General features: G+C 37.0%; 16 protein-coding genes. 5 read left to right on the forward strand and 11 right to left on the reverse strand.

Annotation, left to right across the window (positions count from 1 at the left end; all coding sequences use genetic code 11):
- Positions 1-15: 15 nt before the first annotated feature.
- The 4 genes from A994_RS05085 (at position 16) to A994_RS05100 (ending at position 2,899) form a co-directional block, all read left to right on the forward strand.
- Positions 16-858, forward strand: a complete 843-nt coding sequence (locus tag A994_RS05085; RefSeq protein ID WP_004030258.1) for a DsrE family protein — start codon at positions 16-18, stop codon at positions 856-858.
- A gap of 150 nt (positions 859-1,008) precedes the next feature.
- On the forward strand, positions 1,009-1,335 hold the full coding sequence (locus tag A994_RS05090) for a DUF5400 domain-containing protein (RefSeq protein ID WP_004030259.1): 327 nt from the start codon (positions 1,009-1,011) through the stop codon (positions 1,333-1,335).
- A gap of 452 nt (positions 1,336-1,787) precedes the next feature.
- On the forward strand, positions 1,788-2,066 hold the full coding sequence (locus A994_RS05095; protein ID WP_004030260.1) for an ATP cone domain-containing protein: 279 nt from the start codon (positions 1,788-1,790) through the stop codon (positions 2,064-2,066).
- Positions 2,067-2,134: 68 nt separating this feature from the next.
- A complete protein-coding gene (locus A994_RS05100; protein ID WP_048204092.1) occupies positions 2,135-2,899 on the forward strand; it encodes a nitroreductase family protein in 765 nt (254 codons plus the stop codon).
- Positions 2,900-2,975: 76 nt separating this feature from the next.
- Here the strand turns inward: A994_RS05100 and A994_RS05105 are convergent, their stop codons facing one another.
- The 10 genes from A994_RS05105 to eif1A form a co-directional block, all read right to left on the reverse strand.
- A complete protein-coding gene (locus tag A994_RS05105) occupies positions 2,976-3,869 on the reverse strand; it encodes a patatin-like phospholipase family protein (RefSeq protein ID WP_004030263.1) in 894 nt (297 codons plus the stop codon).
- Between the two features lie 219 nt (positions 3,870-4,088).
- On the reverse strand, positions 4,089-5,237 hold the full coding sequence (gene pscS, locus A994_RS05110; RefSeq protein WP_004030264.1) for an O-phospho-L-seryl-tRNA:Cys-tRNA synthase: 1,149 nt from the start codon (positions 5,235-5,237) through the stop codon (positions 4,089-4,091).
- A 413-nt stretch (positions 5,238-5,650) separates the two neighbouring features.
- Positions 5,651-6,292 (reverse strand): PHP domain-containing protein, encoded by a 642-nt coding sequence (locus tag A994_RS05115; RefSeq protein ID WP_004030265.1) that lies wholly within the window; start codon positions 6,290-6,292, stop codon positions 5,651-5,653.
- Between the two features lie 118 nt (positions 6,293-6,410).
- Positions 6,411-7,262, reverse strand: coding sequence for a decaprenyl-phosphate phosphoribosyltransferase (locus tag A994_RS05120; RefSeq protein ID WP_004030266.1), 852 nt, complete (start codon positions 7,260-7,262; stop codon positions 6,411-6,413).
- A 503-nt stretch (positions 7,263-7,765) separates the two neighbouring features.
- Positions 7,766-8,779 carry a phosphorylating glyceraldehyde-3-phosphate dehydrogenase gene (locus A994_RS05125; RefSeq protein WP_004030267.1) on the reverse strand — a complete coding sequence of 338 codons (1,014 nt, stop codon included), beginning with the start codon at positions 8,777-8,779 and terminating at the stop codon, positions 7,766-7,768.
- A gap of 328 nt (positions 8,780-9,107) precedes the next feature.
- Complete coding sequence (locus A994_RS05130; RefSeq protein WP_004030269.1) at positions 9,108-10,163, reverse strand: DNA topoisomerase IV subunit A; 1,056 nt, start codon at positions 10,161-10,163, stop codon at positions 9,108-9,110.
- Positions 10,156-11,721, reverse strand: coding sequence for a DNA topoisomerase VI subunit B (gene top6B, locus A994_RS05135; protein WP_004030271.1), 1,566 nt, complete (start codon positions 11,719-11,721; stop codon positions 10,156-10,158). Before top6B ends, A994_RS05130 begins: the two co-directional genes overlap by 8 nt.
- A 135-nt stretch (positions 11,722-11,856) precedes the next feature.
- A complete protein-coding gene (locus A994_RS05140) occupies positions 11,857-12,432 on the reverse strand; it encodes a KH domain-containing protein (RefSeq protein ID WP_004030272.1) in 576 nt (191 codons plus the stop codon).
- A gap of 60 nt (positions 12,433-12,492) precedes the next feature.
- The gene (locus A994_RS05145; protein ID WP_004030273.1) at positions 12,493-13,263 is read right to left on the reverse strand and encodes a serine protein kinase RIO; all 771 of its coding nucleotides are present in this window, start codon (positions 13,261-13,263) and stop codon (positions 12,493-12,495) included.
- A 237-nt stretch (positions 13,264-13,500) separates the two neighbouring features.
- Positions 13,501-13,812 carry a translation initiation factor eIF-1A gene (gene eif1A, locus A994_RS05150; RefSeq protein WP_004030274.1) on the reverse strand — a complete coding sequence of 104 codons (312 nt, stop codon included), beginning with the start codon at positions 13,810-13,812 and terminating at the stop codon, positions 13,501-13,503.
- A gap of 1,485 nt (positions 13,813-15,297) precedes the next feature.
- Between eif1A and A994_RS05155 the strand changes: the two genes are divergently transcribed.
- On the forward strand, positions 15,298-16,530 hold the full coding sequence (locus A994_RS05155) for a molybdopterin-binding protein (RefSeq protein ID WP_004030275.1): 1,233 nt from the start codon (positions 15,298-15,300) through the stop codon (positions 16,528-16,530).
- A gap of 178 nt (positions 16,531-16,708) precedes the next feature.
- Here A994_RS05155 and A994_RS05160 read toward each other — a convergent pair whose 3' ends face one another.
- A complete protein-coding gene (locus A994_RS05160; protein ID WP_004030277.1) occupies positions 16,709-17,437 on the reverse strand; it encodes a UPF0280 family protein in 729 nt (242 codons plus the stop codon).
- Positions 17,438-17,520: the final 83 nt, after the last annotated feature.

Below are 17,520 nucleotides of genomic sequence, written 5' to 3' on the forward strand. Positions count from 1 at the left end.
GAAGGGTGTAAAAGTATGAAAACAATCAAACTCCTTGGAATAAAAGCCCCAAACGCATCTATAATGGTAGATAACATCTTAAAACAGGATCCTACTGGTGGACTTATAATCATTCTCAGCCCAGGTACAGAAGAAGGTTTGGAAAAAGTTGCAAGTAAATATGGACTTGTAATAGAAGCAGAGCACAAAGAAAAGGAAGTAGTGATAAGATTGGTTGAAAATTCAGGGGGACTGGAAACGTTGGAAGAACTTGATGTTACAGGCCAAACCTGTCCCGGACCAATCATCATTGCCGGTGACAAACTGGGTTCTATGGCAAACGGAGACCGGGTGAAGATAAAAAACAACAACCTGGAAACCATTGAAGACATAGCCATAGCCATGCCTGAAATGGGTGGAAAAGTGCTGGATCAAGGAACCGATGGCGAAAAACATTATCTCGTAATCGAAAAAGTCGATAAGAAAGACTCGAAAGAGACTACAACTTCAGTCAAGCGGGATAAAGTTCTGGTGGTTCAGAGTAATGGAATTGGCAATGCAGAACGAGCATATGCTACTTTCATATTCGCCAAAGCTGCTTTGAGTATGGGTAAAAAAGTCGGCATATTTTTACTAATGGATGGAGTAAGCATAGCCCGTAAAGGCAATGCAGCTACAGTGAAACATCCTGCCTTTGACCGCTTGGATCACCTGATGACCGAAGCAATTGATGCTGGTGCAACCATCTACGTTTGTGAGTTAAGTGCAAATTTCAGGGGAATCAAACAAAAAGACCTTGAAAAGGGTTGCAAACTGGCAGGTGCAGCAACCTATGTTACATTACTTTCAGATCCCACCTATGCGGTGGTTAACTTTTAAATAAAGAATTAAAAATATATTGAGAGATTTAAACTGAAAGATAATTACTGGAAGATCAAATCGTCAAATGATAAATGAGTTTTGAGATTTTATAGTTCAATTAATTAATATTTTACAAATCAGTATTAAAAATTTAAAAAGGTGAAAAGAATGCAGGTTACCTATCCCGTTATTATTCTGGCCATACTGGCAAGTGGACTTGTAAGTGGGTTTATAACATTCAGGATGCATGGAATGAGACTGGCACCACATTTTGTGGTACTGATCCTAGCTCTGGTGGCTACACTAATATCCATCATCAATGGAAATAGTTACATACTCTACTGTGCTGTTTTACTACAGATTCTGACTACCATAACCGCATTTACCCAGACATGGGCCACATTAAAGTATAACTTTCAAACTGCACCGGCATACGCCCCGCACTTGACTTTAATGACCATGTTACCAGTACTTGCAGTGGCATCCATGATTTAATTTATTTTTTTATTTTTTTTGAAAAGAGAGAGTCTCTACTGTATTTTACATCTAATGCCTAATTTTAATCTTTAATTAACTTTTTACATCCATTATTAAATCTATCTTCCTATTAACTCAGTTTAATTTATCTAAATTTATTTTAAAATTACATTTTTATTTAATAAATCAATTAACTATTTAATAGGCTACAAATAGGTCACACCTTAAATTTTAAGACTTACTTCATCTTAAGAAAAATTATAATTGGTATTAAAATTAATATTTTAACCAGATGTCATGAAAAAAATTCCAAAATCAAATTACCCGTTTCAATGTTTAAAATAGTTTCGTTTCCAGTGCTATTTAATAAGGTGTGACATCTGTAGAATGTGAACTAGTATGTGTCAATTATAAAAATTACAAACTCTAAAAAATATAAACAGTGGTCATATTAATAGAGGAGGGGTGGCATGACTAAAGTTCTAAAAAAGAAAGGCAAAATCGAATCATTTAATCCAAATAAAATTAAAGGTTCACTCCAAAAAGCAACTATAGATGCAGGATACAGTCTGGATGAGAAAAAGGATATTATAAACCAGGTTTTTAATAATATCAATAAAAAGATCGACGAGGAAAAAGAGATTAAAAGTGAAACCATTAAAATGTGTCTTTTAACAGAATTAGATAAATGCGAACCATATATTGCTAAATCATGGCGTAGATTTGATGATAAATACAAATCAAGATAAAAATTTATTATTTTTAACCCATTTTTAACCATATTTTTCAATGAAGATAATAAATGGAGATGGAAAACATGGTCATGGTTGATCTTTATACTCAAATATTCAAGAGAAAATCCATTAGAGATTATGATCTTACTCCAATGGAGAGTGTTGCTCTTGAAAAGGTTGTTGAACAGATTAAGAATTTAAAACCATTATATGATGATATTAATGTAGAGTTTAAGATTGTATCTCAAAATGATGTTAATCAACGGATGATGAAGAAAGCACCCCACTACATTGTAGTATTCTCTGAAAATAAAGAGGGTTATAAAACCAATGTGGGGTTTATGCTTCAGCAGATGGATCTTTTCTTTTCAGCCAGTGGCTTGGGTAGTTGCTGGCAGGGGATACCCAAGCCAAAAAAACAGGTTTTGGAAAGTTCAGATCTAGAATTCGTCATTTTAATGGCATTTGGAAGGACAAATACGCAGTTGCACCGAACCAGTAATTTAGAATTCAAGAGAAAACCTCTCTCTAAGATAAGTGATATTAAAACTGAAGGAGACTTGGGTGAATTATTGGAGGCAGCACGTCTGGCTCCCTCGGCAACCAATAGTCAACCATGGTTTTTTAAAGGTGATAATCACATAATCCATGCTTATGCAGTCAAACCAAACATTTTAAGGGCTATTATGCTTAAAAAATATATTTTGATTGACATGGGTATTGCACTTTACCATTTAAAGCTGGCAGCAGAACATTTAGAGAAAACAAACCAGATTATTTTTGATGAAACCGGTAGTAAAAGCACACCCCCAAGATATGAATATGTGGCCAGTTTGAAAATTGATTAAATTAAAAAGTTGACATTTAAAAAGTAGTTGACATTCAAGTGGGATATTCTTTTTTTATTAAAAAAAATAAAAAAACCTATTCGACACTTTCCAGGAAAACTTTAACCTCTCCTGCTATTTTTTCCCCCTGCTTGTGTCCAGCTTCAGCAGATGCGCCACGGAAAGTGGCATCTAGAGGGTTGGGTCCTTTAGCTTCAATTGACTCTGTATCTGGGCTTATAACCATAACCTGGGAACCAGATTCTTTTAGTTGGGCCAGTTCCTCTTGAAAAGTGATGCGATGCATGGTGGGGCCCATTGCCGGTGCAATCATACTGGGTTCGGCAACAATTATGAGTACCAGATCATAACCCTGCGCTACATCGGCGTTAGTCCCTGAACTCATACCTCCATCAATGTATCTGCGATTATTAATGGTAGTGGGGGGATAAATACCTGGAACTGCTGAACTGGCAGATACAGCAAGTAAAAGAGGAACACCTGAATCCTGATCAAATTTAACCCATTCACCAGTTTCGGCGTCAACGGCATTTAATACCAACTTTCTCTCTGGATTCCATTCATGAACTGGTAAACGTGAGGCCATTATTTCCAGTCTTTCTTCCTCGCCCATGGTGGGTGCGGCCAGTGCTGCTTCTCCAATAAGTGCCCTTGCAGTTTGTGAATCAGGGGAGCTCATAATAGCTGCAGCCATCATCTGACGGAATTTATGCCCATCGAAATCAACAGGCCTTTCTTTGGTTTCATGGACTGGTTTTAACTGTCTATGGTAAAGTTCTTCCAGGCTGAGGCCACTGGTGATCTGAGCCCCCACACTGGAACCAGCAGATGTCCCAACAATGAGTTCCGCATCGATTACATTTAATCCACTTTCTTCAAGTGCAAAAAGCAAACCCAACTCCCATGCAGTTCCGGTAATTCCTCCGCCACTTAAAACCAGTGCTTTTGATGGTTTATCCTTTTTAGCCATTATTTACCTCCTGTCACGATTTTAATAACTTAATGACTGTTATCATAAATCACCATAATCCTTCAACCTAAGATCCCTAATTTCAATACAATCCCTTATTTCCAAATATTATCCTTTATTTTTAAATATTATCCCTTAATTCCAAGATGATTCTTATTTTCAAAAGCATAAATATTAGGTCACAGGGGACCATTGAATTGTAGTTAAGTTACCTAATGTTTAGTCTGCCATTTCTTTGTATTTAGTGGCAATTTCAGCAAAGGAATTTGCTATGTAGTGTACCTGTTCCTGACTGTAACCGTAAACACTGCACTTGAACCACTGGGTCTGTCCCCTTTTGATCCCCACAATATTCCTTTTTTTAAGTTCTTCATAAAGATAAAAACCTTTACGTGGATGTTTATCTGCAATCCTATGGAAAAATGGAGTTTCAAACCGAACCAGATCATGTTCAGTGGGACGCACGCCGATCTGCCTGACTCCGCCTATTTTTTCCATTTCAGAAACGAAGTAGCGGCTTTTTTCTACTTCAACATCCCACTTGTTAACCCGGTGAATTATGTGGGGTAAAGATGCCATTAATGTTGCAATGGGAGCTCCACGGCTAGTGCATCCTAGCATTTCAAGTTCTTTAACCTGATGCAGTGATGATCTTTTTAAAATCAGATCTGCCCATTCTTCCTGCACTCCCAGAATACCTATGGGTCCAGAGGCAGCCATGCTTTTATGACCACTACCCACCACGAAATCCACATTCCACCGCTTGGCATCTATGGGCATTCTTCCCATAGAGTATGCGCAGTTTAAAAGGAAGGGAATACCTGCGTCATGGGCAACTTTACCAATAGCTTGTGCATCAGTCACATTACCATAATTACCATCCACATGGGTTAAAAGAACCAGACTAACATCTTCGCCCATATCATTGAGTTCATCAAGGGTTTCACGGTACCCTTCTGCGTTAATACGATATTCTGGATCATCACTGCTGGGAACTTCCACGATGTTAAGTCCGTTACGTTCTGCTGCTAGGTGACTGGTGTAATGGGCATTACCATCCATCACAACGGTATCTCCGGGTCTGCAAAGAGCATGCATTACTGCGAATTTACCTTCTCTTGCTCCATGAACAGTTCTAGCATAATCAGCACCAATAAAACGGGCCATATCCTCCAGGAAACTATTTATGGATGGTTTTGATATTTCGTCCAGACGACCTGCACAGTAATCACAGACACTGTACCCATCGGAAAATTCGTATAATGCTTGTCGGGATTCGGGGGGAAGCACCCCTCCACGTTGAAGTGGATTAAGATTAAGATTTTCTCTTTCTGTTTGGCGATTAAGGGAGTAATCTTGACATTTCATATAAATTCACCAGTATTGGTTAATCTTGATATTTATTCATTAAGTTGAGATTTATCTACGATAACTTAATCTTGGATAATACTTTCTCTTTTGTCAAAAACTTAAATCCAATTTAACTTAACTATTTATATTATTTAATTTATTTTTTGGTTCTCATATATTTTCTCCAGAATAATGGATAGGATCCCCTGAATAATGGATTGTTTATCTCAATAATGGATGGTGAAGATAACAAAATTATAACTTGTAATGTAAATGAAAATAAGTTAATTTAAGATGCAAATAAAATAACCCTGTGCAAATACTAATTAAACCATGGAAAAGGAGTTAAGTTGAATTTTTACCAGGTAAGAAACTACTTTTTTTAAAATATTATGCCTCTTAAAACTAACAGCAAGATACAAAACGATTAATCACCTGAATTGGTTCTTCTTTAGTATTTTAACTGCCTTGGTGAGTCCTAGATTTAGGGGAGATGTTTTCCGGCCAAAAGTTTCCAAATTACCTTTTTCAAAGCCTTTTCTCAGGTCATCTTCCTGTATGAACACCCCAGCATTACCTATTTCACTGGCAAAGTGAGCGTCACTACCTGCCAGTCCATTTAATCCATTTTTTTTGGCATATTTTTCTGCCTGGATATTGTACTTGTTTAGTAAGCAACGGGAATTGAATATCTCCACATAATCCACCAGTTTAGCATCTTCCTGGTTGGGTTTAATTCCATTTCCCCGAATATTATCGAAGGGATGTGGGAGAACTATGATACCATCCTGTTCCCTTATCTGTGAAATTACCTCTTCAAATTTTCTGGAACGTATTTCTTCAGATAAGAATAATCCAATTACTTCCCCCCTTTCTGTACTTATTTCAGAGCCAACAATCACCTTAAACTTCTCACTTTCTAGTTTTTTGGCTTTCAATGCTCCTTTAATGGTGTTATGGTCGGTTAAGGCTATTCCGGATATGCCTTTTTTAATGGCTATTTTTACCATTTTTTCTACATTTACCCAACCATCCCGGGAATAGTTAGAGTGAGTGTGAAGGTCGTATTTCATATAATTGCCTTTTTTGTGATTGAATCAATTTATTGGCCCTCTTTAATGATTATCTTAAACCTAATATCTTTAAACCTCTTAAAATGATTGTCTTTAAATAATTATCTTAAGATGATTATCATATTATGTAAAGCACACATACCACTACAATAACCCATAAAACTATGCTTATAACCATTCCTCTATCTTTGAATATCATTTCAGGTTCGCCCCCCATGTTTCTGGCGTGAACCAGGAAAATGTAGCGGAAAAGTCCGTAAAAAGCGAAGGGAATTGTGATCATTATATAAATATTGCCTGAAAAGAAGGTGTAGAGTGAATAGGACATGATCAGTGCGGATGTGGTGATGTTGATCATCTGATCCAGCATATCTGTGGAATATTCGCCTAATATTTTCCGGTGATTGGATGCATTTTCTTTTAGTAAAACTAATTCATGCCTTCGTTTTCCAAGTGCCAGGAATAGTGCCAGTAGGAATGCGCATATTATCAACCAGGGGGATACATAAACTCCTATAGCTAAGGCTCCAGCCATGGCTCTTAGCACAAAACCGATTGATATAACCATTATGTCCACGATGATAATCTCCTTCAGGAAGAAGGAGTAGACAAGCATAAGGATGAAAAATGCTACAGATACCATGAAAAACTGTAAATTCAATAGATAGGCCCCAGTAAGGGCTATGAATATTAATATTATAGCAGAGGTTAATGCATGGGATACTTTCAAACGTCCTGAAGCAAGAGGGCGATTCTTTTTTTTAGGGTGATTTTTATCTTTTTCAAGGTCTAAAATATCATTAAGTACGTATATGCTTCCTGAAAGTATGCAAAAGATTGTGAATGCAGCTATTACCTCAATCCAGAGGTTTAAATTTAAAAGATTTATTGAAAATATGATTCCAATGAATATAACCAGGTTCTTATACCACTGTTTTGGGCGCATGGATACTAAAATATCTTTTAACATTTTATCACTTAACTGCATTAACCTATTTGGTATTAAAACACTCTAAAAATCCTTATCAGAATAATTTACTTCTTATTTACTCTATTATTTAACTTCTTATCTATTTTCATATCTAACTTCTTATATTAACCGATTTAGGTATTTTAGGAATTATCAAGCAGTATGATCCTTATTTACATTGTGTAATATAACATGATTAGTGTAATTTTATCGTTTGATCTTATAAGCTTATTAATTATGGATTTATTCTTTATTTGAATGTAAATTTATGGGAATTTTATAAACAGAATATTAACTTCAATGGTAATTTAGGATATAACTCTCTGTTTGATGTATAAGTGAACATATAAGTCTTTTATTGAAAAAATAGTTTATTAAATAGGTTTATTGAGGTTGAAATGGATCAAATTCGATGAAAATGTTCATGATTGGATTATTTTCAATATTATCTAAAAAATGAATGGAGTTTTAATACACTAGTTAAAGTTAAGGAAGGAATGTCCTTAACTTATTCCCATATTTTTATTGGTTTTGGCAATGGATTTAGCTGGATCTTCTTCCATTTCCAGCATGGCACGAATACAGTCAACATTTTCAGGTACCACATCAGATTCCTGGTGTATGGCCTGCATGTAGAAGAGTTCTCCATCTTTGATGTTCAAAGATTCCTTCCAAACTGCTATTTCATTCAGATCACTTCTAGGTCGACCTAAATCTCGTGCACATTCCATTATCTCTGCAGTTGAACCCAGTCCCTTACCAGCTTCCACTAACATAACTCTGGGGGTTGCTTCCAGTGTGGCAATAACTTCATCCAGTGAAGCTGGATTTTCCAGTTCTACCATCATGTTGTGCTGGTGCATGAGTGTGGTGGGTACTAAAAGGGCCATGGTGGTGATGTCCAGGTCATACATTACAGTCTGCACATCCGGGCCGTGGTGGCTGGGTACTGTGGGTGGGTTGGGAACAATGGCATTTATGGGGCCTGATTTTACCTGTCCTGGGTCTGCTCCACGGCGTACCATAACTGCCCTAACTTTTTTAATACCGCAAAGGTCATCAATTGGTTTTAGTGTTCGGCAGAGGCCGGTGGTGTTACAGCTGACCACTCTGGAGTAGTCTGCGCCCCAGTTGTCTTTGTAGTTGGCAAATGAGTTGAAGGATTTTCCAATGAGTTCGTGTTTTTCTCCACCCTGGAATATGCCTTTGACTCCTTTTTCAGAGTAAACTTCCTTGTTTTTAGCACCTATTCCTCCGGGTGTGCAGTCTACCATAACATCCACTTTATCGTAGAGATCATCAATGGTACCAGTCACTTTTATTCCTGCTTCTTCAAAGAGCCCTTCTCTTTCTGGTGCACTTATATATAGTGGAAATCCCTTTTCCACTGCCATTTGGGCTTCGAAGTTAGGAGTTCTCTTGGTTACTCCCACGATCTGCATGTCGTCCTGACAGGCGACTGCATCAGCTACTCTTTTTCCAATAGTACCGTATCCGTTTATCCCTACGTTTTTCATAATAAAATCCCCGTTATAGTATCATATTAAGTTTATCTTTCTTTTTTAGAATATAATAAATTTTATGATTTAATCTTTGGGAAAACTAAGTAATATTGATTTCTTCATTTTTTAAAGTACTACTTAATCTTTTAAAATATTTGTTTAAGGTAGTGATTAATATTTTAAACTAACTAATGATTATTTTTTTTAAAGAACTAATTAACCCTGTTCACTGTAAATATTATTTAAAATTAATTAAATTACTTAAAATACAATAAATATTATTTAAAAATTGAAAAAATAGGTAATCAGCCTTTTTTAACAAAAGGCTGTGTATGTATAGAGTTTATTCCATTGACTCAAGTTTTTCAGGTAAGTAAGTGTCAACAACGTATTCCAGTCCATACTTGGAGAAAGACTGCTGTTCTGCTTTTTTCCCGATTTTGAGCATCTTCTTGATCTCCATCTGCCATGCTTCGTCCTTGTAACGGGGGTCTTTGGAGAGTTCTTTAAGCCTTAAAACATCAATATCTTTGAGGGGGTCAGTGGGAAGGTCGTAATTGATGATGTCGGAGGCGGTAACGCCCAGGAATTTGGCATCAGGTGTTGCCAGCTGGTGATTTACGTGGGCCAGTTTGGCACTTCCACTGATGATAACCATGGCAATGTGAAATCCCCATGGGTCTCCGTCGTTACAAATGTAAACCGGAAGGTTAAGTTCTTCATTAACTCTTTTAAGGAAACGTCTTGTTGCACGGGCGGCCTGTCCTTTCAAACCCACAATTAAGGAGTCAAATTTTTTGTAGGCATTTTCCTGGACCATCCTGTGGAACATACCCATGGTTTCCACGGCAATAACCCTTCGCACATCGTGATCCACAAAGTCTACCTCATCAATGGTGGGAGATATGGTGTAACCTGATTTACCTGCTCTGAGTGCGTTTATTTCCACGTCATCATCCTGGAATGTGATGTTTCCATAGACTGATGCTCCGTCTTCTTCTGGCATGAGGCCCAGGTCTTCACGGGTCATTCCCAGGGTAACTTCCAGGTCCTCACCCACGATGTTGGATTCCTGCTGGTCTCCGAAATCAACATCCCATCCTTCGGAAACGTAGTACATCTCCCTTAAGGTGGCAGTTTTTCCCCGGCGAACCAGGTCCTTGCAGAAGTTGGCAACGTAAACCATCTGGGCTATTTTGGTGATTTGTTTAACGTTACCCAGGGATCTTTTCCCGTATCGGTCCCCTAAGACGTAGTAACGTTTATCAGTATCGTAGACTATGTTGGATGTTCCTCGGGAGGGAACTTTAATTGCTGGGACATTGTTCTGGTGTACATCTTCCAGTATTATGTCGCCCAGGCTTTTAAGTTTGTTAACGGCAATATCTTTCTTATTCATCTTGAACCACGCCTTCGTATTTGGCTCTGCGAGTAACTTTAGCTAACACTGCATCATATTCCGGAACATCCTTCTCAGCAAGTATTGCTGATTCACGGATTATAACTGGAACCAGGTTTTCAAAGACCTTGGAACGCATTGCTTCTTCTTTAGCAGCTTTTTTAGCGCGTATGTACTTCTGCATGCTCCTGGCAATTTTCATGGTGGCCTGACGCACTTCATGGAGAATTTCTGGTTCAGGAGCCACACTCTGCTTACCTGTGGATAAGTAAGGCACATTGGTGGATATAATATTCACAAAAACAGTTATAGGAGCGTTATCAAGGTCTCTTATACCGTAACGTTTCCAGTCAACACTTTTGAGTGCTTCGGTAATGGCACAGCTTCCCTGGTCAAAGGCCAGTGGAACCCGGTTAGCAAAACGCATTATCTCTGCTTTTCTCTGATCACCAACCATTCTTCCAGAGTCTCCACCATAGGAGATACCTGCTTCTATGATGAATGAAACTCCTCCACGGAATGTTTTTGGTTTTCGGGTGGTGGTGGCCACGAATTCAGGATTCAAAATTTCCCTTATACCCTTTTCTATCTGTTCTTTACCAATGGGTATGAGACCAGAGGTAGGTGGTGCCATGAAATCCATTTTGGCGAAAGTTTCCACGATCTGTTCTGCTTCTTCCCATTTCATGTCCTTGGGACGTTTGTTAAGGTCAATGCCAGTGATTTCCTGAATATCATTCACCCGTTTAGTGGACATTCTGGACAAATTGCTGGTCAAAAGACTCCTGAAACGGCGTTTATCGGTGTGTTTGGCCATGAATATCAGGTCATCAGCGGTAACTCCTTTAGGATGAGGGAGCACTTCCTTGGGTAATGGTGGTATGATATCTGCGGCTCTTTTGAAGATGTATTTATGTCCAGTAGGATCCCTGAAGGTGATCTTGGTATGAGGGTTGGCGATCATGGTTCGGCGGATGTACTCGTAGGCTCCCTGTTCTGAGAGGGAATATGAGACATCTTTAAAGGGTAGTTCAATGGAAACCCCGGTGTTTTGCACTTCCACATCTTTCCTTTCTAAGACCAGCCCCCGGTTGGTTTTCACATCCATCTTAAAGGTCATCTCAACTCCTTTAAGCTTGTCACCTTCATAGTAACCGGACACAACTTTTGCTGGTTTCCCAGTGGTCATCTGTGATAATAAGACACAACCACTGCACCCCAATCCCTGCTGACCCCTGGACTGGATGTTCCTGAACTTGGAACCAGCGAACATGGTACAGTATACCTTGGTAATGTATGGTTCGGGTATTCCCGGCCCACTATCGGTGTGTCTGAGTATGTAATGATCTTTATCCAAACGTTTGAGGTCTATTTTTATCTCTGGAAGTATTCCTGCCTCTTCTGAAGCATCCAGACTGTTGGTTATCAGTTCGTGGAATACCATGGTCAGGGACCGGATTTTACCGGAAAAACCCAGCATCTGTTTGTTCCTTCTGAAAAATTCTGATGCGGTGAGTTCTTTAAATTCCTCAAATAGTTCAGCTGCTTCTCGCTCCAAACTATGCCTCCTTTAACTATTTTCAATATTCCATTTATTTAATGGATTTTTATTATTTTTCAATTAGTTTTAAAATTATTCAACCAATCACAATTTAATTAGTTTTAGGATTTTTCAATTAAATAAGTGATATTATTAATCTTTGAGTATATATGATGGTCCCATCTTTATTTCTCTCAGTTTCATTTCCTGTTTTTTTCGTTCCAGGAAAGAATAGACTGTTTTGTGCCTAGCACCATCTAGAATCATCTCCACGGCCTCCTTGGCAATTTGAAGATGTTCCATTTCTCCAATGATGGACACAGTTTTACCGTAGATGGACACATAAGTGCCAGTCATTTCCGTGATTATATCACGGGTTTTACCATCTTTACCAATAATACGTCCTTTTTGCCTTAAAACAGCTTTTTTAGACTTTCCAACGTAATCTGGCAAGTTGATGATTTCCAGCATCACATCATCATCAATTAATTTAAGGGCTATTTCTGGGTTAAAACCTCTGCCTATGGCTTTAACCATGTAACGGGCTTTCCAAACTGCTAAAGGATCTTTAGCATCTTCTTGTGGGGATATAGCTATGCTTCCAGCTTCACTATCCACTTCAATAATTGTTTCGGTGGTTTTTTCAATGGTCTCTTTGGTTTTTCCGTGTGGTCCAATAAGTACTCCCACTCTCTCTTTGGGGATCTTCAGATATTCTGTGTTGGGCAAAATTTCACCTCTACTCTAAATGATTATTTACGTTATCCTTTAAGATATACTTTTCTATCCTCATAAATCGATAATCTTTCTCTTAATCTCGTCATGGGATATTTCAATACCCATTTTTTTAAAATCTTTACTTAAGTTCTCTATATCTCTGTTTAGAAGCTCCCCTGATAAGGGATGATCAACAACCAAACCCTGGGACAAGTCAATTATAACTGGTTCGCCATCCTGTATAAGAATGTTAAAACCAGAAAGGTCTCCATGAACCAGTTCTGCATCCTTATATAACTTTTTAACGTAATCTATTATTTTATCAGAAACATATTCTGGGTTGGAAATGTGGGACTGTCTCATAAGACGGGCCGGGCTTCCATCTTTATCTCCAATGAATTCCATGACCAGTACGTTATTTTTAGCTACAATTGGTCTGGGTACTCGCACCCCTGCTTCACATGCTCGGTTAAGGTTTTTAAATTCCTTTAAAACCCAGTTATTAATGAGTTGACGCTTACTGTTGCTCCTTACATTGAAACGTGGGTCTCCCTGGATGTAATACTGCATTTTCTTGAAATCAGAGGTGGTGACCCTGTAGATCTTAACTGCAACAATTTTACCATCCTCATCTGCTCCTTTAAAGACATTCGCCTCTTTTCCAGTACTTATGGCTCCATTTAAAAGGTGAATATAACCCTGATTAGCCAGCTTGTACAGAGTTTTTAGAGTGATCCTATCAAAGACTTCACTACCCACCCTTTTGTCTTCCACGCTTTTAATACGCTTTACTTCCCGCATTTTCTGCAGGTTGATGTCTGATTTGGTTATCTGGGATTCCATATGATGCACATCAATTGTTTTGCTTGGAAAATGGGCAGAGATATTCAATTCACCCATTTATAAAATTAGATGGAAACTTTAGGAATAAAATTTGTGAAAATAAATTATAACTCAAAATTAAGTTAGAAATCTTTTTTTCACTTGCGTATCCCAAAAATATGATTAGATATATTTTATTAAATTGAAATCTTTATGGAAAAATGAGGATGCGCTCATTACCGGGTAATGAACATGTGTTTATAGTTTGAGGAATCCGCGACGTTCCAGGTAGTTGGATTCAGTTCTGGTATATCTCCAAATAACGTCTGCTTTTTCATCACTCTGGAAGGCCCATGGTTTGACCAGGACAACATCACCTTCTCTAATCCAGATCCTTTTCTTCATCTTTCCAGGAATACGGCAAAGCCTGATTTTACCATCGGCACATCGTACCTTAAGTTTACCATGACCCATAATTTGTTCCACCACTCCTGGTATTTCTCCCCTTCTGGGGGACCTGACCCTTCTTACTTCTTGTGTTTGCGGACCGCGACTATTTCCTCTGCTCAAATACTCTCCTCCTTTTATTAAAATGATGACATAGGTAAAAGATCAACAGATAATCAGATTACATAGATTAACATGGCCTAATAATTTTTATAGGCATCATGAACTAACTCATCAATAACATTACCATTTTGATCATTTAACGTTTAACTTTCGTTTTTATATTAGTATTTTGATGTATATAAAAAAGTGCATTTGCTTTTTTTAAATAGATGTGAATGAAATATGATATAAATAGGATATATGAGTGTATGTATCCATAAAAAAATATTGAACTATTGAACTACTTTAAATACTTAACAAATTCTTTATTAGACTCATTAAAAATCTGAAGAATTTAAAAATTTAATTATGAAACACGACAAGATGGATTAAAATAGTGAACCATTAGAAATGAGGTATTAATATGTCAATTCGCTTAAACCTCAAAAACATGTTAAAATTTGATTAATAAACATGTAATATTGATTTTTATTGAAGAAATTAATACAGGAAAAAATCTTTTTTTAAAGGACATTATTTTTTAAAGGGCATTAACAAATTATATATAAGTTATATACTAAATATCAAAAAAATATTGGTGATCTCGTATTTCAAGTGAGTGCTTATAAAATAATATTTTTAATGTTTGATTGCATACAGTCAGTTGTTATTAATTCATTTTAAAAACAATAATGGATTAAATTAATGTCAGTGCACGCTAAGTTAAATTGTATCTAATTTTTCTTAGTAAAATCATTCAATACAATAAAAGCCATTTAATACAATAGATCAATACAATTCAATACCAATAAATAAAATCAATAACTAATAAAAATAAGAGTTGAGAAAATGGCAAAAGTGAAAGGAACTAAAAAAAGAACCAGAGCAAAACATGCAAAACCAGGAAATAAAAGAGGAAGAGGAGTTAAACATTAATTAAGTACTTATGGGCCGTTAGCGTTTAGATCTGCAATGTTTAATATCTAAACTGTTACAGGAAAATCCGCTAGAAAACGGTTTTTAAAAATTCCAAAATTATTCCTCATTCTTCATGTAAGTTTATCCTGAGCAGAATCAGTTATCTGCTCTCATCATAACTTACATTTGAATTACTAATTAATGTATTTAAAGCTAATTTTAATTAAATAATTTATTAAAGTCTTAATTTGTATTTAACTAATTCATAAAATTATAATCTATGATTAAATTTCATTTGAAATATTAATCGCTTTTTAATTTAAATATGCAGTTTATAATTTCCTTTTTTTGCGAGTTTTTAACAATTTTTCCAAATAAATTCAGGATATCACTAGATTCAAGATATTTATTTTAAATTAAGATTCATTCAAACTCCATTAGAAGTATTATTTTTTGTTAAATCAATCTTCCGGTTGAAATATTAATCTATGGATTAATGATAATGGAGGAGGGGGTGGGTTTATTTATAAACAAAAATAATATAAGTCACAAAAAACACTATTAAATCCCTTTTTTGAGGTTTTATTCATGGGCAAAGAATTCTTAAATCTAATGGATCCAGACGATGTGAAAAAGGTCATAGACTCTCTGAACATAGAACGGAAGATTGAAATGGTTACTTTGAGTGATGCCTATCAACGAGTTCTGGCGGAAGATGTTTATGCAGCTATTGATCTTCCTCCCTTTGACCGGGCATCAATGGATGGATATGCAGTACAGGCTCAGGATACTTTTGGAGCTTCAGAGGATGACCCCATCACTTTAGATTTAATAGAAAAAATCAGAGCAGGGGATGACCCTTCCCAAAAAGTTAGAAAAGGAACTTGTAGTGAAGTGGGTACCGGTGCTCCCATGCCAGAGGGTTCTGATGCAGTGGTAATGGTTGAAGTTACCGATATCCAGGAGAACAAGGTCCAGATATTGGAGGCAGTTACCCCAGGAACTAACCGGGCCCTCAGGGGATCTGACATTCAAAAGGGTAAATTCCTTTTGGCAAAAGGTACTCTTTTAACCGCTGATAAGATCGGTGCTTTAAGTGCAATTGGCCTGGAAAAAATCCCAGTTTTTGCCAAGCCAACCGTGGCAGTTATCTCCACTGGAAATGAATTAATAAAACCAGATGAGGAACTTCGGCACGGTAAACTCTACGATATCAATTCAGAATCCATAGCAAATGCAGTTAAATCATGTGGGTGCATACCGTTAGCTTCCACAATAGCCAAAGATGATTATGATTCTATAAAAAACAAAATTGATGAATATAAACATGCTGATGTAATAATTACCTCGGGAGGAACATCGGCTGGTGCGGGGGATGTTCTGCGCCAGGTGGTGGAAGATATGGGAGAAGTTCTGGTCCATGGAATTTCAGTAAAACCAGGTAAACCCACTTTAATCGGTACTTTACCTGATGAAGATGTTGATATTATTTTGTTTGGACTTCCAGGATATCCTGTATCTGCTTTGATGATTTTTCATGGATTTGTAGCCCCCTTTTTAAGAGGAGTTGCGGGTGTTAAAAAATTCATGGAGAAACAAAAGGTATCTACACTTAAATTGTCACGAAGGTATCATTCTGCCAGGGGAAGAAGCCACCTTGTGCTGGTAAAAATAGAAGAAAATATTGCTCATCCAATATTAAAGGATTCTGGGGCAATAACTGCCCTTGCTGATGCAGATGGTTACTTTGAAGTTCCCAAGAATGTAGAGATCATTGAAAAAGGTGAAGAAATAGAAGTATTGCCCTTATCAGGGCTCTAGTTTTTTTTTGAACTAATCAATTTCTCATAAAAATAATTAGTTCTCAATAATAATTAATTCTCAATGAAAAAATAATTAGCTTTCAGTACTAATAATTTGCAATAATAATAAATTATTAGTTCTCAATAATTAATTAGTTCTCATAAAAACAATAATTCATTGAATCTTATAAAAGATGTCAGTAAACATCGAAAAGATCCCCTAAAACTACTTTTTTATTGGTTTCCACCATATCAGGAATTTTCCCCACTGTGCCAGCTGATTCTCCAACCACCACCAGAACACCCCGCAGGTATTCTCGAAAATTCTCTGCTTTTCCCAGGCAATTCTCCACCTGTTCAACTTCATTATTTCCGGTGGCATGATTGGCAATGGAGGTAGCCAGTGCATCAGCCACACTCGCTGAAGAAGCAAAAACTGTAACTGAGTCTGCGTGACCAAAACTGATGGAATGGCCCACAGTACCGGAGGATGTGCAGATTCCCATGGGGGTATTGCGAGGCCTGATCTTAAATCCAATCCGTCCTGAAAGGGATGATTCCCCTGCATATAATCCCATAATAACATCTTTACTGGTTTTGAGGGCAATATCTCCCCCGTTATCCACAATGACATTCTGAGCCTCATGATTCAGTAAAAAGTTAAGGATAAGCTGGGATATGGTCCCAGCCACTGCTGCCATAGGCCCCACATCAGCTATTTCAGCAGATTCCACCATCATCTTCACAATTAGAGGTGCTTTACCAACTTTCAATGGTTCTAAACTTGTTTGAAATTCAGGATTCATTCGAATGTAATTTTTCAGTTCTCCCCTACATTTATTAATAAAACCAAGGAGGTATTGGGGTTCAACATCGGATGTGAGTATTATGTTGGTTTCCTGGATATGGATCCTTTTTTTTATCATTAACTAAAGATTAGTTTAATGATGCAGATAAACTATTTAGATTGTGAAGTTTATACTAGAAAATAGTTATAATAAGATGAAAA

The sequence above is a fragment of the Methanobacterium formicicum DSM 3637 genome (genome assembly GCF_000302455.1).
Classification (GTDB): domain Archaea; phylum Methanobacteriota; class Methanobacteria; order Methanobacteriales; family Methanobacteriaceae; genus Methanobacterium; species Methanobacterium formicicum_A.